Genomic DNA, 19,868 nt, shown 5'->3' on the forward strand with positions numbered 1-19,868 from the left:
ATTACGTTTCTTCAACGTACGTTGAGATACTGACGGAGGGAAAGCTCACATGCGGGACTGGATGAAGGCGGTAGCGGTCGGCGTGGCAGCACCGCTGGCCGTGATGATTTTCATCATGGCTTTCATGTGGCCGATGGCCACGATGGAGCCCAAAGACATCCCCGTTGCCGTGGTAGGCAGCGAGGAGCAGGTGGCCCAGATTGAGAACGCCATCGATGAACAAAAGCCCGGACTCCTGGACATCGAGCGCGTCGACAGCCGCGACGAAGCCCAGCAAAGGGTGGAGGAGCGAAAGGCCGACGGCGCAATTGTCTTAGGCCAGCAACCGGAACTCCTGGTTGCCTCGGCGGCCGGAAGCGCCCAGGCGGGAGTAGTCAAAAACCTGGCTGAGCCCCTGACCGCCATGGCCAACAAGCAGGCCCAGGCGGCAGCGGCGGCCAAGGGTATCCCTGCCGATGCCGTGCCGGAGGTCCAGGTGGAGGTCACCGACCTGGTCCCCTTCAGTGCGGATGACCCCCAGGGCCTGGGAATGAACTTCGTGATCCTGCCCATCGCCATCGGCGGGCTGATCGGCGGCGCGATTGCCTCCTTCACGCTGCGGCGCCCCGGGCAGCGCCTGCTGGCCGTGGCTATCCACGCGCCGCTGGCGGGCACCCTGGTCGCGGTGGTTATGGGGCCGCTCTTCGGCATGCTGCCGGGCGGGTTCTGGGCCTCGGCGGGCGTTCTGGCGCTCGGTATTGGGGCCTTGTCGAGCTTGATTGCCGGGCTGCGATCGGTGCTGGGCATCGGCGGCTTCGTGCTCGGTGCGGTATTCAACATGCTTTTCGCCAACCCCTTGGCCGGCACCATGGCGCCGAAGGAATTCGTGGCGGGCGACTGGGGCGCGCTGGGGCAGCACCTGCCCAACGGCGCCACCGCGACGCTGGTGCGCAGCGTGAACTACTTCCCGTCCGCTCCCATCGGGCAGCCGGTGTGGACGCTGCTGGCCTGGATTGCCGTGGGTGTGTGCCTGCTGGGGGTCGGGATGGCGCTCGGCAAGCGCGGCGCGGCTGCGCCAAGCGCCGAATAGTCGGCAGAAAGCCCGAGGTCACGAGCAGGGCCTCGGGCTTTGGTGAAGGCAAATCGACTGAATCGATCCAGCATGGTTTAAGCTGGGTCACACTAATGAAAATGGTGTGACGCACCTGGTGAACCGTCTGGATAAGGAGCCGGCATGCAAACCCCGCTCGGCCTGACCCTCATGGGCCTGGCCATCATCATTATTACCGTGACCATCCTGATCCGGGGGCGGACGACGCCGCTGGTGCCCATGACCATCGTCCCGGTCGTCGGCGCGCTGATCGCCGGGTTCGGCTTCGGGGAAATCGGGGACTTCTTCGAAGAGGGCCTGGGCTCGGTCATGAACGTCGTGGCGATGTTCATCTTCGCCATCATCTTCTTCGGGATCTTGCAGGACGTCGGGCTATTTAACCCGGTAATCCGGGCGCTTATCACCGCCACCCGGGGCAACGTCATCGCGGTGACCGTGGGCACCGCGGCCATCGGCATCGTGGCGCACCTGGACGGTTCGGGGTCGACCACCTTCTTGCTGACCATCCCGGCGCTGCTGCCGCTGTATACCGCGCTGCACATCTCCCGCTACGTGCTGGTGACCATCGTCGCGCTGGCAGCGTCCGTGATGAACATGGTCCCCTGGGGCGGGCCGCTGGGGCGCGCGGGCTCGGTGGTCAACCAGGAAACCCACCAGATCTGGATGCACTTGCTGCCCATCCAGGGCGTGTGCGTGGTGATGGTCCTGGCCATCGCCGCCGCGCTGGGCGTGTGGCAGAAGCGGCGCATCGCTAAGCTGCGCGCCGCCGGCCAGCTGGAGGGGGAGGACGCCGTCGACGTTAACGCCATCGCCGGTGACTTCATCCGCAAGCAAAAGCAGGAGCAGGAGGACAAGGGCTTCCGCAACCGCACCGGGCGGGTGGTGACCATCCTGAACGTGGCCGTCATCCTGCTCGTGCTGGTGGCCCTGCTGTCCGGCCTGCTGCCGCCGGCCCCGGCCTTCCTGCTGGCGGCCACCGTTGCTCTGCTCATCAACTTCGACTCCCAGTCGGAGCAGACCGATGCCCTGCGCCGCCACGCCCCGAACGCGCTGTCCATGGCCGGCATCATCCTGGCCGCCGCCATGTTCCTGGGCGTGCTCAACGGCGCCGGCATGCTGGAGGCCATCGCCCAGCAGCTCATCGCCATCCTGCCGGCGTCCGTGGGGCCGTACCTCCACGTGATCATCGGCCTGCTCGGCGTGCCGCTGGACCTGATGACCTCCACGGACGCCTACTACTTCTCCATCCTGCCCATCGTGCAGGAAACCGTCGCCAACTTCGGCGTCAGCGGCATGGGCGCGGCCAGCGCCCTGATTATCGGCAACGTCATCGGCACGTTCGTCTCCCCGTTCTCCCCGGCCCTGTGGCTGGCGCTGGGCCTGGCCCGCGCCGACATGGGCAAGTACTTGAAGATCGCCTTCCCGCTGGCGTGGGCGTTCTCCGTCGCCATCGTCCTGGTGGCCTTCGTCTTCGGCCTGCTGGCCTAAGGGCAGCAGGGCTGGGCAGAAGAAAACCCCGCTCTCACGGAAAGTGAGAGCGGGGTTATTGTTGGTCGGGATAACAGGATTTGAACCTGCGACCTCCTCGTCCCGAACGAGGCGCGCTACCAAGCTGCGCCATATCCCGGCGACCGTTCTTTGCGGTACCGGAATACTGTAACGCACTTTCTTCCCAACTAACAAAACGCCTGCACAGCGGGTGTGTATTTGGCGTGTGTCGGGGAGGCGTTGGTTAGGGGGCCTACTAGGCCTCCCGCTCGGTGATGCGCAGCAGCGTGGCCGAGGGGCGGCAGAAGATGCGCACCGGCGCGTACTTGGAGGTGCCCAGGCCGTTGGACACGTGCATCTTCATCGGCCCGAAGTCGTGGAGGCCCTGGACGCGGGCCCGGTCGATGTCGCAGTTGGTCACCAGTGCCCGGGAGCCCGGCAGGCAGATCTGGCCGCCGTGGGTGTGGCCGGACAGGGACAGCTGGTAGCCGTCCGCGGCGAATTGCTCGAGCACGCGCGGCTCCGGCGAGTGGAGCAGGGCCAGGCGGAGATCCGAGTCCGGGTTCGGGGCGCCGGCTACCTCCGAGTAGTCGTCCAGATCGTGGTGCGGATCGTCCACGCCGGCCACGGCCAGGCGCACGTCGCCTACCTTGAACTCCAGGCGGGCCTGGTTGGCGTCGCGCCAGCCGTGCTCCAAGAACGCCGCGCGCATGTCCTTCCACGGCAGGTCCACATAGGACGGCTCGCGCTTGGCGCCCCACAGGTACTTCAGCGGGTTGACCGGACGCGGGGCCCAGTAATCGTTGGTGCCGAAGACGAACAGGCCGGGCCGCTGCAGCAGCGGGCCCAGAGCGCGCAGGACGTCGGGGACCGCGGCGGCGTCGGAGAGGTTGTCGCCGGTGTTGACCACCAGGTCCGGCCGGAGGCTATCGAGCGCGGAGACCCAGGCGATCTTCTTGTCCTGCCCGGGGATCATGTGCAGGTCGCTGACGTGCAGCAGGCGGAATTCTTTGTCCCGACGCAGCGTGCCCGCCGGCAGCAGGGGAAGGGTGTATTCCTTGAGCTCGAACTTGTCTAGTCCGGTATAGCCCCAGGCCAGGGTCGCGGCCCCGGCGGCGGCGAGGGCGCCGATGCTACTGAGTGCTTTCGTCGAATTTTTCACGCCGTCCAGCCTACCTGGCGTATCTTTTACGGTATGAGCAACCTAAAAGAAACCATCCGTGCCGATCTGAAAACATCCATGAAGGCCAAGGAGAAGGAGCGCACCAGCGCCATCCGCTCCCTGCTGGCCGCTATCCAGGCAGAAGAGACCAACGGCTCCCGCCACGAGCTGACCGACGAGGACGTCCTCAAGGTCATCGCCCGCGAGATTAAGAAGCGCCGCGAGTCCGCCGACGTCTATAAGGAAAACGGCCGCCCGGAGCTGGCCGAGGCCGAGCTGGCCGACGTGCCCTACTTCGAGGCCTACCAGCCCGCCCAGTTGGACGACGCCGAGGTCGAGCAGCTGGTCGCTGAGTCCGTCGCCGAGGTCGAGAAGGAGACCGGGGCGGCCGCCAGCATGAAGCAGATGGGCGCGGTCATGAAGGTCGCCAATGCGAAAGCCGCCGGCCGGGTCGACGGCAAGCGGCTCTCAGAGGCGGTCAAGGCGCGGCTGCAGGGCTAGCAGCTAGCTGCAGGGGGGTAAAACTACAGCCCGAACAGCCCGCGCAGATCGTTGGTGAAATTATCGATGTCGCGCTGGGAAATCAGCGGCTCGGGGCGGCTCTGACCGCCGCCACCGCCACCGCCGCCTTGGCCGCGGCCGGAGGGGGCATCGTTAGCAGCCGGGGAGGGGCTGGAAGCGCCCGTGCTGTTGGAGTCGGCGGTGCCCGACGAGCTGCCGGCCCCGCCGGAGCCGTCCGATAGCTGGACGCGCACCGTCGCGCCCTCCTTGAGGCCGGCGGCGCTGGGCACCACGCGCACCACGCGGCCGTAGGGGGTGTCGCCGCCGATGACCTGGGTGGTCTCCACGTTCAGGCCCTTGCCTTCGAGCACGCGGCGGGCCTCGGCCTCGGACTTGCCCCGCAGGCCGTCCAGGACCGCGTCATTGTTCGTGCCCTCGCGGTATTTCTCGTCGCCTTGGGCGACATTGCCGTTTGCCGCCTGCGGGACCTGGCTGGCGAAACCGAAGAAGGTCTGCGCCGGCTCGTCGCCGCCGTACATGCTGCCGCCGCCGCACTGGCGGGTCGGGCCCGTGCACAGCGGGGAGGTGGAGGTGCCGTCGTTGAAGATATAGGGAGCGGCGGCCACGCCGGAGTTGAATCCCAAAAAGGCGGCGGATTGGTGCGACTCGGTCGTACCGGTCTTGGAGGCGGCCTGCCCGGAAAAGCCCATGGACTTGGCGGCCTCCTCCGCGGTGCCGTGGTCCATATCGGCGGTCATGGCGTCCGCCAGGGCGTCCGCCACGCCCTTGTCCAGGGCGCTCTCACAGGGGGTTTCCTCCAGGTAGACCTGGTTGCCCTCCTTGTCCGTGACGCTGGTGATGGGGTTCGGCTCGCACCACTTGCCGCCGGAGGCGATGGTCGCGCCGACGTTGGACAGCTCCAGCGGGTTGACCGCGGTCGGGCCCAGCGTGAACGAGCCCATGGGGGCCTCCTTGGCGAATTCCGCCAGGACGGCGTCGCCGTAGGTGCCCTCGTCCTCGTAGGAGCGCATGCCCAGATCCACGGCCATGTCCACGATGGCCTCGATCCCGACCTGCTCGGAGAGCTTGATGAAGGTCGTGTTGGGGGACTCGGCCAGCGCGTCCTGGAATGTCAGCGTGGGCTTGTAGGTGCCGGCGTTTTCCACGCAGTACTTGTTGGCCGGGCAGCCGTCCGCGCCGCCGTGACCCAGGCCCTCGGCCTCGTAGCGGGTGGGGACGTCGAGCAGGGACTGGGTGCCGTAGCCGCCCTTCAGCGCCGCGGCGGCGGTAAAGACCTTGAAGACCGAGCCGGCGCCGTTGCCCACCATGGAATACGGCTGGGGCAGGATCGTCTCCGCGTTGTCCAGGTCGAGTCCGTAGGTGCGGGAGGAGACCATGCCCAGCACCTTGCGGGAGTCCTGGCCCGGCTCGACGACGTTCATGACCTCGGCCACGCCCGGGGTGGTCGGGTCGGTCTGCGCGTCCACGCTTTCCTTCGCGGCGTCCTGGACCTGCGGGTCCAGGGTGGTGTTGACCGTGTAGCCGCCGTGCTTGAGCTCCTCGGTCGACAGGCCCTTCTCCTCCAGGTACTGCAGCACGTAGTCGCAGAAGAAGCCGCGGTCGCCGGCGCCGATGCAGCCGTTGGCCATCAGGTTGGGGCTGTCGAGCACGCCCAGCCCCTCGCCGGCGAAGCGGTCCGCGTCCGCCTGGCTGAGGTAGCCGTTATCGGCCATGGACTGCAGCACCTGGTTGCGCCGGTCGGTGGCGCCTTCCGGGTTGGTGTACGGGTTGAGGTACTCCGAGGACTGGACCATCCCGGCCAGCAGGGCGGACTGCGGCACGCTCAGGTCGGCGGCGGGGATGCCGAAGTAGGTCTGCGCGGCGGCCTCGATGCCGTAGGAATGGTTGCCGAAGGGCACCAGGTTCAGGTAGTTGGTCAGGATCTGGTCTTTGCTCAACTCCTTATCCATCTCCGCGGCCATGCGGATCTCCCGCAGCTTGCGGGGGATGGACTGCTCCGTGGCGGCGGCGCGCTCCTCGTCGGTCTGGGCCGCGACCAGCAGGAGGTAGTTCTTCACGTACTGCTGGTTCAGGGTGGACGCGCCCTGGGAGACCCCGCCGGCGGCGAGGTTGCTGGCCAGCGCGCGGAAGTTGCCCTGGAAGTCCACGCCGTCGTGCTCGTAGAAGCGGTGATCCTCGATCGCGACGATGGCGTCCTTCATCGACTGCGAGATCTGATCCGGCTCGACCGGGTGGCGGCGCTGATCGAAAAGGTAGGCCAGGTCCTCGCCCTGGGCGTCCTTGATGGTGGTCACCCCGGGGGCGGCGCCGGCGTTGAGCTCGTCGATGTCGGACTCCATCGTGGCGCCGGTGCGGGCGATGGCGACCGACGTGATGCCTGCAATGGGGGCGAAGGCGACGGCGATGAGCACCCCAACCAGGAGGGTGGCTAGGGCGATCTTTGCCAGAGGTCTAGATGCATTCACGCGTAATACCCTACGTTGCTTTGGCCCGTGGGGAAATATGCAACTCCTGTTGGCGTGGGTATAGCTATGGGAAATGGGCGAACTCACAGTGCGCTGTGATCTAGGCGAACACCCCCTAAAGTGTGACCTGTTAGACAGCTAATCGGTGCTGTTAATACACTGACCCTAAGCATCACGACGACTGCTGGTCACGCCGCACGGACGGTGCGTGAAGGCGTGGCAGTAGATGGCTCACCGAAAGGAGTGCAACCCTTCCATGACTTTAAGCCTGCAGGGTTCTGGCCAACGCACGAAAGCTACCGGCACGGCCTCCGGTTTCGAGCGGGGTGAGTGGATTACCCAGGCCAAGTGCCGCAACGGCGACCCGGACGCGCTTTTCGTGCGCGGGGCGGAGCAGCGCAAGGCGGCCGTCATCTGCCGCCACTGCCCAGTCATGATGGAATGCCGCGCCGATGCCCTGGATAACCGCGTCGAATTCGGCGTCTGGGGCGGGCTGACCGAGCGCCAGCGCCGCGCCGTGCTGCGCAAGAACCCGGACGTGAAGAACTGGGCCAACTACCTGGCCGGCGGTGGGGAACTGCACGGCATCTAAAGGGTTGTGCCCCGGAGAACCGACTCAGTTAAGAAATAGTGAGAATCTGTGAGAAAGCGCCCCGCAAGACCAATGTCTTCGGGGCGTTTCTTCGTCTAAAATGGACACCATGACTAAATGGGAATACGCGACCGCGCCCGTACTCACCCACGCCACCAAGCAGATCTTGGACACTTGGGGTGAAGACGGCTGGGAATTGGTGACTATTACTCCCGGGATGAACCCGGAGAACGTCGTTGCATATTTCAAGCGTGAGGTGGAATAACACATGAGTTTCAAGAAGCGACTGGAAGAGCTGGGCTACGAGCTGCCGCAGGTGGCCAAGCCGCTGGCCTCGTACGTGCCGGCCCTCAAGGTGGGCAACCAGGTCTGGACCTCGGGCCAGCTGCCCCTGGTCGACGGCCAGCTGCCGGCCACCGGCAAGGTCGGCGCCGAGGTCAGCCTCGAGCAGGCCCAGGACCTGGCGCGCCGCAGCATCCTCAACGCGCTCGCGGCTGTCGATGCCGAGGTGGGCCTGGACAACATCTCCCGCGTCCTGAAGGTCGTGGGCTTTGTCTCCTCCGACCCGGACTTCGTGGACCAGCCCGAAGTCATCAATGGCGCCTCGAATCTCATCGGTGAGATCTTCGGGGATGCCGGCCAGCACGCTCGCTCGGCCGTCGGCGTGGCAGTTCTGCCGAAGAACTCCCCGGTGGAAATCGAGCTCATCGTGGAGATTTCTTAAAGATCGGATAGGGTAGGATTTATGGAGCATCCTGCATATAGCCAACTTCGCCCGGTGACTCGTTCAGCGGGCGTTGTCCTGTGTGACAACCCCAGCTACACGGCCCTCGAAGGGACCAACACCTGGATCATCCGCGCGGCGGAAGACGCCAAGTCGATCGTCGTCGATCCGGGCCCGGAGGACGAGGGAAACCTCAACGTCATCCGCAACAACGCCGGGGAAATCGGCCTCATCGTACTGACCCACCGGCACAACGACCACGCCGACGGGGCCACCCGGCTGCGCCAGCTGACCGGCGCCCCCGTCCGCGCCTTCGACCCGAACTACTGCTCAAGCGGAGTTGAGGCCCTGGAAGACGGGGAGATCATCTCCCTGGACGGGGTCACCCCGCAGCTCGAGGTGGCGCACACCCCGGGCCACACTGCGGATTCCACGTCCTTCTTCGTCTGGAGCGGCGAGCCGCACAACTCCCACCTGGAGGGCATCATCAGCGGCGACACCATCGTCGGCCGCCACACCACGCTGCTCTCGGAGACCGACGGCGACTTGGGGGCCTACCTGGAGTCGCTGGCCATGCTGGAAGAGCGCGGCAAGGACGTGCCCCTGCTGCCGGGCCACGGCCCGGACCTGGAGGACACCTCCGCGATGGCGCGCAAGTACATCGACCGCCGCCACTACCGCCTAGACCAGATCCGCACGCTGCGCCAGGAGCACGGCGAGGACATCGAGCTGCAGACCCTCATCGACAACATGTATGACGACGTCGATCCGGTCCTGCGCCACGCCGCCGAGCAGTCGACCCGCACGGCGCTGAAGTACCTCGACGCCGAGAAGAACAGCTAAAAGACCCTTCCCAGGGCACTTGCCTCCCCGCCCCTCAACTGGCTTTCGCGAGTCAGTGGGGCGGGGAGGTTTTTGTCTGCCGTTCGCGCCCACGGGGCCCGAGCATAAAAATAACCCCGCCCCCGCGGGCGCGGGGCGCGAGGCTGGAAAAGGCCGGCCTTAGCGGGCGCGGCGAGCCAGGTGCTCGGTGTCCACGATGATGACGGACTTGCCCTCCAGGCGGATCCAGCCGCGGTGGGCGAAGGTGGCCAGGGCCTTGTTGACGGTCTCGCGGGAGGCGCCGACCAGCTGTGCGATCTCCTCCTGGGTCAGGTCGTGGTTGACGCGCAGGGCGCCACCTTCCTGCACGCCGAAGCGGTTGGCCAGCTGCAGCAGCGTCTTGGCCACGCGGCCCGGCACGTCGGTGAAGATGAGGTCCGCCAGGTTGGCGTTGGTGCGGCGCAGGCGGCGGGCCAGCACGCGCAGCAGCTGCTGGGCGATGGACGGGTGGTCGCTGACCCACTGCTTGAGCATCTCCGAGTTCATGGTGGCGGCCTGGACCTCGGTCACGCAGACCGCGGCGGAGGTGCGCGGGCCCGGATCGAAGATGGACAGCTCGCCGAACATGTCGGACGGGCCCATCACGGTCAGCAGGTTCTCGCGGCCGTCCGGGGCGTGGCGGGCGAGCTTAATCTTGCCCGAGGTGATGATGTAGAGGCGGTCGCCCGGTTCGCCCTCGTCGAAAATGGTGGTACCACGCGGGAAACGGACCGTCTCCATCTGCTCAATCAGGTTGTTAACCGCGACGGGATCGACACCCTGGAAGATACCCGCGCGGGAGAGAATATCCTGAACGCTTTCCACTAATGCTCCTTGGTCAATCAGCTGATGGGGTCGAAGGTGTAAATCTGCAGTGAATTTCACCGCAGGCACCGGAAAATTTTATGTAACGGCTCATATCCTACCGTGGAATTGGTCACTTATGGGGTTAAAAGCGCAATTCCTAACAGAAACAGAGCCTGCACACAGGGCACGCGTAGTCGCGTAATCCGTGCGTATGAAAGATAAAAGCCACCGCTGCAACCTCCGGCTCCGCAAGGGGAACCGCCAACTCAGTCGTGACAACCGGGTCTTTTCCAGACGCCCGGTTGTGGTATCTCCAGTTAGCCCGAGGCGCGAGCGTGTCAGTCCTGCTAGCTACCAGCTAATGCAGGCTAGTCGAGGACGCTTGATTCAAGCTTCTCCATGAACATGGCGAACACGGCCAGCGCGACGGGCGCGACGATGACTAAGACGATCATGGCCCCCATCTTACTAAGCTTTTATTCATGCGCGACCATAAACCCTCGAATTCTGCGAAAAATCTTCGCAATTCCGGCCCGCGGCGGGCCGAGACGATCAACAAAATTCTCAGCCAGGAATATCCGGACGCCCGCTGTGAGCTGGACTTTGAGACCCCACTCGAGCTGCTCGTGGCCACGGTGCTGTCCGCGCAGTGCACCGACGCCCGGGTCAACCAGGTCACCCCTGCACTCTTCGCAAAATACCCAAACGCCGCCGCCTACGCCCAGGCCGATCCGGCGCAACTGGAGGAAATCCTGCGCCCGCTCGGCTTCCAGCGGGCCAAGACCAAGCACCTGCTGGGGATAGGCGAGGGGCTGGTGGCCCACTTCGGCGGCGAGGTCCCCCGCGGGATAAAGGAGCTGACCAGCCTGCCCGGGGTGGGCCGCAAGACCGCCCTGGTGGTGCGCGGCAACGCCTTCGGCCTGCCGGGGCTGACCGTGGACACGCACTTCCAGCGCCTGGTCACCCGGCTCCGCCTGACGGAGAAAACGACCCCGGTGGCCATCGAAAAGGACATCGCCGGCCAGCTGCCGGAGGAGGAGTGGACCATGTTCTCCCACCGCCTCATCTTCCACGGACGGGCGGTCTGCCGGGCCCGCAGCCCGCGCTGCGGCGACTGCGTGCTGGCCCACCTGTGCCCGGCGGCTGCGGAATACGGGAAAGCGCCCCGGCCCAGTAGACTGGTGGGGAGATGAAAAAGCAGGTTTTCTGGTCCATCGGGGCGGCCGTCGTGCTGACGGTCGCCGTGGTCGCCGCCGCCCTGGCACTCCTGTCTCCCGGGGGCGGTGGCGAGCAGGCCTCCGGCCCGGACGCGGCCGGGGCATCGTCGGCCCCTGCGGCATCGCCAGCCGAGCAGGGTCAGGCCGCCGACGTGCCGGCCCGCCCGGACTGCCCGGCCGGTCCCGTCGCCGGGGTCGACCTGGACTGCCTGGGCGGGCAGGAATCCGCGGAAGAAGGCTCGGCCGATAGCGGGGTGACCATCGTCAACGTGTGGGCCTGGTGGTGCCAGCCCTGCCGGGAGGAGCTGCCCCTGCTGGAGGAGGTCGCCGCCAGCCACCCGGAGTGGGAGGTGCTCGGCGTGCACGCCGACACCAACGCGGCCAACGGTGCCGCGCTGCTCGAGGAGCTGGGCGTGGGCCTGCCCAGCTTCCAGGACTCGGATAATTCCTTTGCTGGTGGGCTCGGCCTGCCGCGGGTCATCCCCATCACCCTGGTGCTGAAAGACGGGCACGAGGTCGGCCGCTTCGTCCAGGCCTTCGAGTCCACCGCGGAGATTGAGTCCGCGGTCGCGGGGGCGCTGGATGGCTAAAGCTAGCGCTCTGATAACGGGACGGTCAATGGCCGGGGCGGTGAGGCGCTGATGGGGCTGTACTTGCCGCACCACGGGGACCGGCCCGGAGAGAACGTGACGGTGCGCCCGGCGGCCGCGCCGCGGTGGCTGCGCCCGGCCCTCGGGGTGGATTCGCACCAGATCGAGGCCACCATGGGCCAGCGCCTCGACCGCAACTTCCCGCCGGTGAAGAAGCTGCGCCGGGACGCGGCGGTGCTGGTGCTGCTGGCCGGGGACTGCCTGGACAACGCCCGGGTGCTGCTCACCCACCGCACGCCGACCATGCGCTCGCACTCCGGCCAGATCGCCTTCCCCGGCGGCCGGGTGGATCCGGAAGATACCAACCTGGTCGACGCCGCCCTGCGCGAGGCCTGGGAGGAAACCGGGTTGGATCGCCGCAGCGTGACCCCCATCGATCAGTGGGAGCGGCTGCGGATCCGGGCGACCGGCAACCCCGTGACCCCGGTGCTGGCCTACTGGCACAGCCTCTCCCCGGTCGGGGTGGCCAGCCCCGCGGAGACGGACGACGTCTTCACCGTCCCCCTGACCGATCTCATCGATCCCGCCAACCGGATCCAGGTGGGGTGGGGAGCCTGGACCGGGCCCGCCTTCCGGATCCAGGGCTACGTCATCTGGGGATTTACCGCCGGGGTGCTGGCGACCACCTTGCGGCACGCTGGCTGGGAGCAGCCCTGGGATAACAATTCGGTGCGACCGCTCCGCGCCACCCTCGCCGCGTCGCGCAATCGTGAGAAGATGAACGAACCGCACCAGCAGCAACCGGCGACCGAATAGTTGTGTAGCTGTTTAGCAGCTGCGTCGCCGCGCGGTAGTATGCTGGCCTAGCCAAAACAGATTTTTACAGGAAGAACCCTTTTTCAGTGAGCGCATTTTTAGTGGTCGACGCCCTCATCGTGATCGCCGTGCTAGCCGCGGTGTTCGCCGGGTGGCGCCAGGGCGTGATGTCTTCCGTGCTGTCCTTCATCGGCATCGTCGCCGGCCTGGTCATCGGCATGGGCCTGGCCCCGCTGGCGATGCGCCTGACGGACTCGGTGGCCCTGCGCCTCTTGCTGGCCGTCGGCGTGATGATCCTGCTGGTCGGCATCGGCCACCTGGCCGGGTCCTCCCTCGGCGCTCGGCTGCGGGACAGACTCCGGCTGCGCTCGGCCCAGCGCATCGACTCCCTGGCCGGCTCGGTCTTCCAGGCCGTGGCCGCCCTGCTGGTCATCTGGCTGGTCTCCATCCCGCTGGCCAGCGGGCTGACCGGCGTGGTGGGCAAGGGCCTGCGGGAATCTCAGATCCTGGGCGGCATCCACTCGGTCGCGCCGGAGCAGCTGAAGGCCCTGCCGGGCGGGGTGACCTCGCTGCTGAACCAGACGGGCCTGCCGCCGCTGGTGGCGCCCATCGACGGCGACCGCAACGTGGAGGTCGCCGCCCCGCGCATCGAGGTCGAGAACAAGGCGCTGGTCAAGCAGTTGCGCCCGTCGGTCATCCACGTGCTGGGCGACGCGGACTCCTGCAGCCGCCGCCTGATGGGCTCCGGCTTTGTCATCCAGGACGACTACGTGGTCACCAACGCCCACGTCGTGGCCGGGACCAACCTAGTCAACCTGGACACGGTCACCGGCATCCAGCAGGCCGAGGTGGTCTACTACAACCCCGAGGTCGACATCGCCGTGCTGCACAGCGAGAACCTGCAGCTGCCGCCGCTGGACTGGGCGCCGGAGCCGGGGGTGACCGGCGACGACGCCATCGTCATGGGATTCCCGCAGTCGGGCCCGTTCAGCGCCACCCCGGCCCGCGTGCGCGATCGCATCACGATTGCCGGCCCGGACATCTACAACATGGGTCGCGTCGAGCGCGACGCCTACACCGTGCGCGGCAGCATCCAGCAGGGCAACTCGGGTGGGCCGCTGTTCAACACGGAGGGCCAGGTCCTCGGCATGGTCTTCGGCGCGGCCGTGGATGACACGGACACCGGCTACGCGCTGACCGCCGACGAGGTGATTTCCCACATCGGGGACGTCGCGCAGCTGACCGAGCCGGTCAACACCGGCGAGTGCGTGGCCCGCGACGTCGTGTCCAATTAGGCCTCGGCCCGCCGCCTTCGGCTAAAGCTGGCGCGCCCAGTCCGCGACGGTCGCGACGAAGTCGGCGGGCTCTTCCACGTGCGGCAGGTTCTTGGCGTGCCGCAGGCTGTGATCGGCAAAGGCGCCGGTGGTGCGGGATCGCGCGCGCCGGATGATGGGGTTCCACAGGCGCTGCCCGGAGTGGAAGAAAAGCACGGGCGCGGAGATGGTCTCCTCGACCCAGCGGCGCGGGACGGCGGCGGTCAGCAGCCGGTGGTTCCACAGGATTCCGCGCACGACGTTGCCGATGGAGGCGGCCTCGAGCCGCAGCTGCAGCAACCGCTGGAAGCGCTCGCCGCGGAAGCGGCCGGTGGTATTGAGCAGCAGCTCCTTGCGGTAGACCCACTCGGAGAGCCCGGGCACGCGCTGCAGGGCCCGGTAGGGCAGGCGGCACAGTCCCGCGCGCAGCCACAGCCAGAAGAAATCCCAGGGGCGGGCGGCCATGGCGCGTCGCAGGTCCACCGGGTAGGCGCCAGAGATGCTCACGATGCCGGCGACGCGCTCGGGGTGCTCCACCGCCAGGGACCAGGCCACCGAGGCGCCCGTGTCGTTGCCGATGATGATGGCCCGGCGGTGGCCCAGCGCCTGGATGAGCCCGGAGAGATCGCCGGTCATCACGCGGATGTCGTGGCCGATATCGGCCGGGGGCTTGTCGGACATGCCGAAGCCGCGGGCATCGATAGCCGCGACGTGGAAGCCGCGCTCGGCCAGCGGGGCGATGACGTCCCGGTAGTCGAACCAGCCGCCGTAGGACCCGTGAATGGCCACGACGAGGGGATTTTGGGGATCCCCGGCCACCGCGGCGTGCAGCCGGATGCCGCGCGTGTGCACCAGCTGGTGCGTAAACGGGCCGTCCAGCTCCACGACGGAGGGCGAAAGGTTGCGTGCCGACACGGGCGATACTCCTCCAGGTTGGGCTCGGTAGAAACTGACAAAACTCCGCCGAACGCGGTGCGTGGGGCGGAGTTAGGGGGTAGGGAGGGGGCTTTAGGGGCTGGCCTAGGAGTTGGTGAACAGGCCCTTGTTGCCCTCGACCTTCTTCTGGGCCTTGCCCGGGACCAGGTCCTTCATGTCGCTAAAGGAGTTGATGGTCTTTTCCGGCTTCTTGACCTTCTTTACGTTCTGGATACCCACCAGGGCGCAGACGCCGGCGATGACCAGCATGATGAGGAAGACGATAAGGAAGGCGGCCCAGCGGTCCAGCCACTTGGCGAGCAGCTCCGCGAGGAAGAAGAAAAAGAAGAAGGAGCTATACAGGGCGACGGTGCCGGCCACACCGAAGAAGCCGGCGCCGATGCCGCCCTTCTTGGCGGAAGCGGCCAGCTCGGTCTTGGCCAGCTCGACCTCCGAGCGGACCAAGCTGGAGACCTGCTCAGTGGCGTTGGAGACCAAGGTGCCGATGGAAGCCTCACCGGAGCGGGAGGTGTCAGCGTCGCTGAGGGGGATCGCGTTGACCTTCGGGGCAAACTGATTACTGCCGTCGGTGAAAAGTCCGTCGTTGCTCACAGGTTAAACCTTCCTTGGGTGGAAAATATTTCGTAACTTAAATACTACGTGGAAACGTCGTCCGAGCGCACAGCGTCCCGACACGCGGGTCACAGTCTAAAAAACGACCGGCCGCAGCCCGTCGCCACGTTTGCTAACGCCTATCCTAGTTCATATGGCCGAAAATGACCCGCTATCCCCGCTGTTAAGGGACGAAGAAGTCTCCCGCCTGTCCGGGCGGGCCGAGAGCGCCATCGCGGCGGCACACCGGCGACCTGCGGCTTTGCGCAAACCCGAGGTCGTATCTTCGGAGTCCCTGCTGCGCGGCGCCAGGGCCAGCGCGGGGCTGGTCAGCGGGCGCGTGGCCCGCGACGTGGAGGAAGAATTTAATGCCGACGGCAGCCTGCTGGCCCGCCACATCAGCGCCTATTCCACGCTGGCGCCCGAGCAGTTCGCTGCGACCATGCGCACCTTCACCCGCGCCCCGCTGCAGGTTTTGGCCCGCTGGGACGTGGCCGGCGGCGGGGCCGGCAAGCCCCAGGCCGCGGCGGATCGCCTGACGGTGCTGGCCGGCTGGGTCGTGGCCGGTGCGGGCAGCGCGCCGGGGCCGGGACTGCGCTTGCTGCTTCCGGCGGTGCTGCACGCCGAGGTCGCCGCCCACGGCTGCTTCGGCGAGCGCAGCGGGCTGGTGGGGCGGATGGCCGGGCGCGCCGCCGCCATCGCCACGGGCCTGGATCCGCGCGGTTTCGCGGTGCCGGAGACGTATTTCTCGCGGCACCGGCAGCAGTACACGGAAACGCTGCAGGCCTACCGCGCCGAGGATCCCTTCCCGCTGCTGCGTCTCCACCTGGCGGCCTGGGAGGCCGGCGGCAAGGAGGCAGACGGCATCGCCCGCGCCGCTTAAGCCTGGGGCTTAAACCTGGGGGCTTAAGCCTGGGAGCTTAAGCGGTAAACGGCACTAGGCCGGCCACTTGGCGGGGCCGGGGCGCCCGGCCAGCCAGATGCCGCCGGCGATGAGGGCGGCGATGCCGGCGACCACGCCGGCGCCGATGCCGACCTCCTTGGCGCCGGGCAGGGTGAACAGGGGCTCGGGGTCCTTGAAGGTGCGGATGTCCCAGCCGTGCTCTAGGGCGTGCTTCTTCATGGCCCGGTCCGGGTTGACGGCCACGGGGTTGCCCACCTTTTCCAGCATGGGGATGTCGGTGGCGGAGTCGGAGTAGGCGAAGCTGCGGGGCAGGTCGTAGCGGCCGGACTCGGCGAGGCGGTCGAGGGATTCAGCCTTGGCCGGGCCCTTGCAGTAGTAGAGGACCTCGCCGGTGAACTTGCCGTTTTCGGCGGCGAGCTCGGTGGCCACGACCTGGTCCACGCCGAGCTCGTCCGCGATGAGCTGGACCAGCGGGCGCGCGGAGGCGGAGATGATGATGACCTCGTGGCCGGCGGCCTGGTGGTAGGTGATCAGCTCGCGGGCCTCCGAATAGATGGCCGGGGTGAGCACGGTGTGCATGGTCTGCTGGGCGATGGCCTCGACCTCGTCCACGGGCCAGCCGGTGACCATCTTGGCGAGCTGGTCGCGGGTGGCGTCCATCTGCTGGCTGGACTGGCCGGCCATCATGAAGCTGGTCTTGGCCAGGGACAGCTGCAGGGCCTCCGTGGGGGTAATCAGCCCGTTGTGCATGAACTCTTTGCCGAAGGCGAACGCCGAGGAGGTCGCGATGATCGTCTTATCGAGATCGAAGAAGGCCGCCACGCGGGCGGTGTCGGCGGGGAGGCGTTCGGGCTGGCGAGTCATATGGGTGAAATCCTGGCGCTAATTTCCGTTACTGAAGTGTCTGTCGAGTCCTGTGTTGCAATTGTTATGTTTGTGTTTAATCTACCGCAGTTTCCGGCAGTTTCCTAGGGGAGCCGGGATACTACCTACTCAATCGTAGGTTTGGCCTCGATGGTTACACTCCGCCGGCAGCCGCGCAAGGGCGAACGCCGGGTCATTCACACCAGGATGGTTACATGTGTCGCGGGCCACTCATGAGTGGCCACCTGCGGCGGGGTTGTCCACAGGCGTTGTCGCCCGCCCTGGATTGGGCGGGGGACACCGGCCAGAGTGAGGGGCATGAACGCACCGATTACTGACTTCATCCTCATCGCGGTCACGGACCCGCTGCTTATCCCCGAGGCCCAGCACGCCGCGGCGGCAGCCAGCGCGGAGGTCCGGCACGCCGTCGACCCGCGGGAAATCTCCCGGCTGGCGGCCCAGGCCCGGGCCGTGGTGGTCGATGAGACCACCGCCGCCCACGTGGCCAGCCTGCGCGGCCGGGCCCCGGTCTATTTCGTGGGCAATGAGCCCGGCCCGCTCAACTACGAGGCGGCGCTTAACTGCCACGCGGAGGCGGCGTTTATCCTGCCGGCGGAGTCCCGCCAGCTGCTGGAGACCCTGGGCGAGGTCATGCGCGGGCCCGAGGAGGCCAACGCCGAGCACCGCCTGGTGGCCGTGGTGGGCGCCGGCGGCGGGGCCGGGGCATCGCTGCTCGCGGCCGCGCTGGCCCGCACGGCCGGCCAGCACTCGGCCTGCGGGGCGGTCATGCTGGTCGACGCCGGCGAGTTCTCCGGCGGGCTGGATCTTCTCCTGGGGCTCGAGCAGCAGCCCGGGGCGCGCTGGCCGGAGCTGCGCCTGGGGCAAGGTGCTATCGCCGGGAACGAGCTGCGGGCCGCGCTACCGACCACGGCGGACGGGATAGCGGTGCTTTCGGCGGCGCGCAGCGCGGTGGCCGATCCGTTTCGCCTCGAGCTGGCCGCCGTCGAGGCCGCCGCGGAAAGCGTGCGCGGGCAGGCGGGGATAAGCATCTTCGACTGCGACTGGCACCTGCTGCCGCGGCAGGCCCAGCACGTGGTGGTGCTTACGGCCGCGGAGGTGCGCTCGACTGCGGTGGCCGCCCAGCTGGTGGCCCGGCTGGCGGCGGACAACCGCCGCTGCCACCTGGTGGTCCGGGACCGCGGCTGGTCGGGGCTCGGCCTGGGGGAGGTCGAAAAGATCTGCCACGCCGACGCGGTCGCGCAGGTGCCGACCAGCAAGAAGCTGGCCGCGGCCGTGGAGATGGGCGGGCTGCCGCAGCGCCTGCCCCGCGCCATCGATGCCACCTGCCGCCAGATCCTGCAGGCGGTGGGCCAGGATGTCTAAGGTCTCGCGGCCTGCGCCGACGCCGTCGCCGGCGCAGCTTATCGACAGCCTCCAGCAGTGCGTGGCGGCCGAGCCGGAGCTGCTCCACCGGCCCGCCGATCTAGCGCGCCGGGTCCGCCAGGAGGCCGGCGTCATCACCGACGTGGAGGTCCTGCGCGTGCTGCGCCAGCTGCGCGACGACACCACCGGGCTGGGCCCGCTGGAGCGGGTGATGAGCTACCCCGGCATCACTGACGTGGTGGTCAACGGCCCGCACTCCGTCTTCGCCGACACCGGGGCCGGGCTTGCGGAGGTCCCGGTCCGCTTCGCTGACGATGCCGAGGTCCGCCGCCTGGCCACCCGCCTGGCCGTGAGCTGCGGGGCGCGCCTGGACGACTCCCAGCCCTTCGCCGACGGGCGGCTCGAGCGCAGCGACGGCACGGTCCTGCGTCTGCACGCGGTCCTGTCCCCGCCGGCCGAGGGCGGGACCTGCCTGAGCTTGCGCGTGCTGCGGCAGGCGCAGACCAGCTTCACAGAGCTCGTCGACAACGGAACCATCGACCCGGCGGTCGCCCCGGTGGTCCGCGATATGGTCGCCGCCCAGGTCTCCTTCCTGGTGGTCGGGGGCACCGGATCCGGTAAGACGACGCTGCTCTCGGCGCTGCTGGGCGAGGCCGATTCCGCCCAGCGCCTGGTGGTCATCGAGGACACGGCCGAGCTCAAGCCCAACCACCCGCACGTGGTCAGCCTGGTCGCGCGCCGCGCCAACGCGGAAGGGCGCGGCGAAATCACCATGGCCACCCTGCTGCGGCAGGCGCTGCGGATGCGTCCGGATCGGATCATCGTCGGCGAGATCCGCGGCGCGGAGGTCGTGGACCTGCTGGCGGCGCTGAACACCGGGCACGACGGCGGGGCGGGGACCCTGCACGCCAACTCCCTGGCCGAGGTGCCCGCCCGCATGGAAGCCCTCGCCGCCCTCGGCGGGCTGGACCGGGCGGCGCTGCACTCCCAGCTGGCGGCGGCGGTGCACGTGGTTTTCACCACCGAGCGCGGCCGGGACGGGCGCCGCCGGCTAGCCCAGATCGGTCTCCTGGAGGGAAACCCGGTGCGGGCGCGCGTGGTGTGGAGCACGGAGGCCGGCCCGCGCGAGGGCTTCGCCGAATTCGCCGCCGAGCTTTCCGGGAGGTTGGCATGACTAGTGCTCTGTGGTGCTTGGCCGCGGCTGCTGGCGTGTGGGCCACGCTGCCCTCTGCGGCTCCCCGCTTGGGAGGGGCCCGCGGCGGCGCGCCGGGTGGGCGGGGATCGCTGCGCGCCGCGCCGGCCGTGCTGGCCGGGGTCTTCGCGGTGACGCTGGTCAGCCTGTGGGTGGGCCGGGCCAGCGTGGTGCTCGCGGGGGCCGTGGTGGCCGTGACGGTCTGCTGGGTGGTCCGCGACGTGCGGCGAAACCGAAACCGGCGCGCCGAGCGGGAGGTGCTGGCTGCCTTCCTGGGCACCGTGACCGGCGACCTGCAGGCCGGGGCCACCCTGCCGACGGCGTGGGCGCGCGGGGCGGAGGCCCTGCCGG

The 19,868-nt window shown here is 67.9% G+C and carries 20 protein-coding genes, 1 tRNA gene and 1 pseudogene; 15 read left to right on the plus strand and 7 right to left on the minus strand.

What is annotated here, in order from left to right; all coding sequences use genetic code 11:
* Window positions 1-49: 49 nt before the first annotated feature.
* Window positions 50-1,069 (plus strand): hypothetical protein, encoded by a 1,020-nt coding sequence (locus ACEE23_RS10070; RefSeq protein ID WP_448872455.1) that lies wholly within the window; start codon window positions 50-52, stop codon window positions 1,067-1,069.
* Window positions 1,070-1,213: 144 nt separating this feature from the next.
* Window positions 1,214-2,578 carry a CitMHS family transporter gene (locus tag ACEE23_RS10075; protein WP_368520482.1) on the plus strand — a complete coding sequence of 455 codons (1,365 nt, stop codon included), beginning with the start codon at window positions 1,214-1,216 and terminating at the stop codon, window positions 2,576-2,578.
* 62 nt (window positions 2,579-2,640) lie between these two features.
* On the opposite strand, the gene ACEE23_RS10080 is transcribed toward ACEE23_RS10075, so the two are convergent.
* A tRNA-Pro gene (locus tag ACEE23_RS10080) sits at window positions 2,641-2,717 on the minus strand.
* A gap of 117 nt (window positions 2,718-2,834) precedes the next feature.
* On the minus strand, window positions 2,835-3,740 hold the full coding sequence (locus tag ACEE23_RS10085) for a metallophosphoesterase (RefSeq protein WP_448872458.1): 906 nt from the start codon (window positions 3,738-3,740) through the stop codon (window positions 2,835-2,837).
* 33 nt (window positions 3,741-3,773) lie between these two features.
* On the opposite strand from ACEE23_RS10085, the gene ACEE23_RS10090 reads away from it, so the two are divergent.
* On the plus strand, window positions 3,774-4,241 hold the full coding sequence (locus ACEE23_RS10090) for a GatB/YqeY domain-containing protein (protein WP_368521513.1): 468 nt from the start codon (window positions 3,774-3,776) through the stop codon (window positions 4,239-4,241).
* Between the two features lie 23 nt (window positions 4,242-4,264).
* Here ACEE23_RS10090 and ACEE23_RS10095 read toward each other — a convergent pair whose 3' ends face one another.
* A complete protein-coding gene (locus ACEE23_RS10095; RefSeq protein ID WP_448872460.1) occupies window positions 4,265-6,727 on the minus strand; it encodes a transglycosylase domain-containing protein in 2,463 nt (820 codons plus the stop codon).
* A gap of 256 nt (window positions 6,728-6,983) precedes the next feature.
* Between ACEE23_RS10095 and ACEE23_RS10100 the strand changes: the two genes are divergently transcribed.
* From ACEE23_RS10100 to ACEE23_RS10115, 4 genes are all read left to right on the plus strand, one after another.
* Complete coding sequence (locus tag ACEE23_RS10100) at window positions 6,984-7,319, plus strand: WhiB family transcriptional regulator (RefSeq protein ID WP_070768883.1); 336 nt, start codon at window positions 6,984-6,986, stop codon at window positions 7,317-7,319.
* 109 nt (window positions 7,320-7,428) lie between these two features.
* Entirely contained in the window at window positions 7,429-7,584 is a 156-nt protein-coding gene (locus ACEE23_RS10105; RefSeq protein ID WP_168166954.1) for a DUF4177 domain-containing protein, read from the plus strand.
* A gap of 3 nt (window positions 7,585-7,587) precedes the next feature.
* Window positions 7,588-8,043 carry a RidA family protein gene (locus ACEE23_RS10110; protein WP_368520478.1) on the plus strand — a complete coding sequence of 152 codons (456 nt, stop codon included), beginning with the start codon at window positions 7,588-7,590 and terminating at the stop codon, window positions 8,041-8,043.
* Window positions 8,044-8,064: 21 nt separating this feature from the next.
* Entirely contained in the window at window positions 8,065-8,886 is an 822-nt protein-coding gene (locus ACEE23_RS10115) for an MBL fold metallo-hydrolase (RefSeq protein WP_368520477.1), read from the plus strand.
* Window positions 8,887-9,045: 159 nt separating this feature from the next.
* On the opposite strand, the gene glxR is transcribed toward ACEE23_RS10115, so the two are convergent.
* On the minus strand, window positions 9,046-9,729 hold the full coding sequence (gene glxR / locus ACEE23_RS10120) for a CRP-like cAMP-activated global transcriptional regulator GlxR (RefSeq protein ID WP_070768258.1): 684 nt from the start codon (window positions 9,727-9,729) through the stop codon (window positions 9,046-9,048).
* 464 nt (window positions 9,730-10,193) lie between these two features.
* Here glxR and nth point away from each other — a divergent pair, with 464 nt between their 5' ends.
* The 4 genes from nth (at window position 10,194) to ACEE23_RS10140 (ending at window position 13,629) form a co-directional block, all read left to right on the plus strand.
* A complete protein-coding gene (gene nth, locus ACEE23_RS10125; RefSeq protein WP_368520476.1) occupies window positions 10,194-10,904 on the plus strand; it encodes an endonuclease III in 711 nt (236 codons plus the stop codon).
* Entirely contained in the window at window positions 10,901-11,518 is a 618-nt protein-coding gene (locus tag ACEE23_RS10130) for a TlpA family protein disulfide reductase (RefSeq protein WP_368520475.1), read from the plus strand. The genes nth and ACEE23_RS10130 overlap by 4 nt, the downstream gene beginning before the upstream one ends.
* A gap of 51 nt (window positions 11,519-11,569) precedes the next feature.
* Complete coding sequence (locus tag ACEE23_RS10135) at window positions 11,570-12,334, plus strand: NUDIX hydrolase (RefSeq protein ID WP_368520474.1); 765 nt, start codon at window positions 11,570-11,572, stop codon at window positions 12,332-12,334.
* Between the two features lie 86 nt (window positions 12,335-12,420).
* A complete protein-coding gene (locus tag ACEE23_RS10140; RefSeq protein ID WP_368520473.1) occupies window positions 12,421-13,629 on the plus strand; it encodes a MarP family serine protease in 1,209 nt (402 codons plus the stop codon).
* A 21-nt stretch (window positions 13,630-13,650) separates the two neighbouring features.
* Here ACEE23_RS10140 and ACEE23_RS10145 read toward each other — a convergent pair whose 3' ends face one another.
* Both ACEE23_RS10145 and ACEE23_RS10150 read right to left on the minus strand, forming a co-directional pair.
* On the minus strand, window positions 13,651-14,562 hold the full coding sequence (locus ACEE23_RS10145) for an alpha/beta fold hydrolase (protein ID WP_368520472.1): 912 nt from the start codon (window positions 14,560-14,562) through the stop codon (window positions 13,651-13,653).
* Between the two features lie 105 nt (window positions 14,563-14,667).
* Window positions 14,668-15,174, minus strand: a complete 507-nt coding sequence (locus tag ACEE23_RS10150; RefSeq protein WP_070768264.1) for a phage holin family protein — start codon at window positions 15,172-15,174, stop codon at window positions 14,668-14,670.
* Between the two features lie 154 nt (window positions 15,175-15,328).
* On the opposite strand from ACEE23_RS10150, the gene ACEE23_RS10155 reads away from it, so the two are divergent.
* Complete coding sequence (locus ACEE23_RS10155; RefSeq protein ID WP_368520471.1) at window positions 15,329-16,057, plus strand: oxidoreductase; 729 nt, start codon at window positions 15,329-15,331, stop codon at window positions 16,055-16,057.
* 54 nt (window positions 16,058-16,111) lie between these two features.
* Here ACEE23_RS10155 and ACEE23_RS10160 read toward each other — a convergent pair whose 3' ends face one another.
* Window positions 16,112-16,942: an HAD family hydrolase gene (locus ACEE23_RS10160; RefSeq protein WP_368520470.1), complete on the minus strand. Its 831-nt coding sequence runs from the start codon at window positions 16,940-16,942 to the stop codon at window positions 16,112-16,114.
* Between the two features lie 318 nt (window positions 16,943-17,260).
* Here ACEE23_RS10160 and ssd point away from each other — a divergent pair, with 318 nt between their 5' ends.
* The 3 genes and pseudogenes from ssd to ACEE23_RS10175 form a co-directional block, all read left to right on the plus strand.
* On the plus strand, window positions 17,261-18,325 hold the full coding sequence (gene ssd, locus ACEE23_RS10165) for a septum site-determining protein Ssd (RefSeq protein WP_368521510.1): 1,065 nt from the start codon (window positions 17,261-17,263) through the stop codon (window positions 18,323-18,325).
* The gene (locus ACEE23_RS10170) at window positions 18,318-19,499 is read left to right on the plus strand and encodes a TadA family conjugal transfer-associated ATPase (protein WP_368521509.1); all 1,182 of its coding nucleotides are present in this window, start codon (window positions 18,318-18,320) and stop codon (window positions 19,497-19,499) included. Before ssd ends, ACEE23_RS10170 begins: the two co-directional genes overlap by 8 nt.
* A pseudogene (locus ACEE23_RS10175) lies at window positions 19,496-19,868 on the plus strand (hypothetical protein); the annotation flags it as partial. The gene ACEE23_RS10170 and the pseudogene ACEE23_RS10175, both read left to right, overlap by 4 nt.

It is taken from the genome of Corynebacterium sp. 32222D000AT (assembly GCF_053546955.1).

What these genes read in the sequence shown, in the direction of transcription:
- nth (WP_368520476.1), top strand. Translation starts at nt 10,194, where the DNA reads ATGCGCGACCATAAACCCTCGAATTCTGCGAAAAATCTTCGCAATTCC.
- ACEE23_RS10155 (WP_368520471.1), top strand. Translation starts at nt 15,329, where the DNA reads ATGGCCGAAAATGACCCGCTATCCCCGCTGTTAAGGGACGAAGAAGTC.
- ACEE23_RS10105 (WP_168166954.1), top strand. Translation starts at nt 7,429, where the DNA reads ATGACTAAATGGGAATACGCGACCGCGCCCGTACTCACCCACGCCACC.
- ACEE23_RS10130 (WP_368520475.1), top strand. Translation starts at nt 10,901, where the DNA reads ATGAAAAAGCAGGTTTTCTGGTCCATCGGGGCGGCCGTCGTGCTGACG.
- ACEE23_RS10135 (WP_368520474.1), top strand. Translation starts at nt 11,570, where the DNA reads ATGGGGCTGTACTTGCCGCACCACGGGGACCGGCCCGGAGAGAACGTG.
- ACEE23_RS10170 (WP_368521509.1), top strand. Translation starts at nt 18,318, where the DNA reads ATGTCTAAGGTCTCGCGGCCTGCGCCGACGCCGTCGCCGGCGCAGCTT.
- ACEE23_RS10160 (WP_368520470.1), bottom strand. Translation starts at nt 16,942, where the DNA reads ATGACTCGCCAGCCCGAACGCCTCCCCGCCGACACCGCCCGCGTGGCG.
- ssd (WP_368521510.1), top strand. Translation starts at nt 17,261, where the DNA reads ATGAACGCACCGATTACTGACTTCATCCTCATCGCGGTCACGGACCCG.
- ACEE23_RS10075 (WP_368520482.1), top strand. Translation starts at nt 1,214, where the DNA reads ATGCAAACCCCGCTCGGCCTGACCCTCATGGGCCTGGCCATCATCATT.
- ACEE23_RS10110 (WP_368520478.1), top strand. Translation starts at nt 7,588, where the DNA reads ATGAGTTTCAAGAAGCGACTGGAAGAGCTGGGCTACGAGCTGCCGCAG.
- ACEE23_RS10115 (WP_368520477.1), top strand. Translation starts at nt 8,065, where the DNA reads ATGGAGCATCCTGCATATAGCCAACTTCGCCCGGTGACTCGTTCAGCG.
- ACEE23_RS10100 (WP_070768883.1), top strand. Translation starts at nt 6,984, where the DNA reads ATGACTTTAAGCCTGCAGGGTTCTGGCCAACGCACGAAAGCTACCGGC.
- ACEE23_RS10070 (WP_448872455.1), top strand. Translation starts at nt 50, where the DNA reads ATGCGGGACTGGATGAAGGCGGTAGCGGTCGGCGTGGCAGCACCGCTG.
- ACEE23_RS10090 (WP_368521513.1), top strand. Translation starts at nt 3,774, where the DNA reads ATGAGCAACCTAAAAGAAACCATCCGTGCCGATCTGAAAACATCCATG.